Annotated in this window: 1 protein-coding gene; it reads left to right on the top strand. The window is 63.9% G+C overall.

Annotation, left to right across the window (positions count from 1 at the left end):
- Positions 1-119: 119 nt before the first annotated feature.
- Positions 120-560: hypothetical protein (locus tag AACY52_RS29650; RefSeq protein ID WP_339561276.1), on the top strand; the 441-nt coding region annotated here is incomplete at its 3' end.

Below are 560 nucleotides of genomic sequence, written 5' to 3'. Positions count from 1 at the left end.
GAGGATCTCGAACATGACGCTCTCGAGGCGGCCGTGCTCGACCAGCTGCATATCGGATCATCCTAGATCCAGTGAAGGAGAGAGGGAGGGGCCTGTCCGATCCAGAAGGGAGATGACAGATGACCCGCTTCCAGCCGAGCCCTCGACCAGAAACCACGCCATGGGGCTCACCCGATCGCGCCGACCAAGTCCTCCCCGGTATATGGCGCGTCTCGACCCCCAGCCATGGTGGCTACGTCCTGTCCGACGAGCGCCAGGCAGCTATGGCTGATGCGCTGCGCCGTACTGACCCTTTCTACGAGGAGGATGTCGACTATGCGCTAGTCCTCTACGGCTTCGCGAGCGAGTTCCGGCGCCTGCCGGTGCTCGGGATCGCCCTCCAAGTCGAGAATGCCCGTAGGTCGGTGCGGTGCTGGCATCCTGATCGCTGGGCCGCTCTGACCGGCGAAGAGATCACTGTCGGTGAAAGCCACGTCGTTCGTCGTCGCGCCGCCTACACCGCCATTATCGGCCAGTACGAAAGCGTCTCCGCGTCCGGCTCGTGGGCAGACTGGGTTCCC

Source organism: Pseudomonas sp. EA_65y_Pfl1_P113 (genome assembly GCF_963970525.1).
Lineage (GTDB): Bacteria > Pseudomonadota > Gammaproteobacteria > Pseudomonadales > Pseudomonadaceae > Aquipseudomonas > Aquipseudomonas tritici.
The sequence above is the reverse complement of the archived record's forward strand: the minus strand, read 5'-3'. Positions and strand labels throughout refer to the sequence as shown.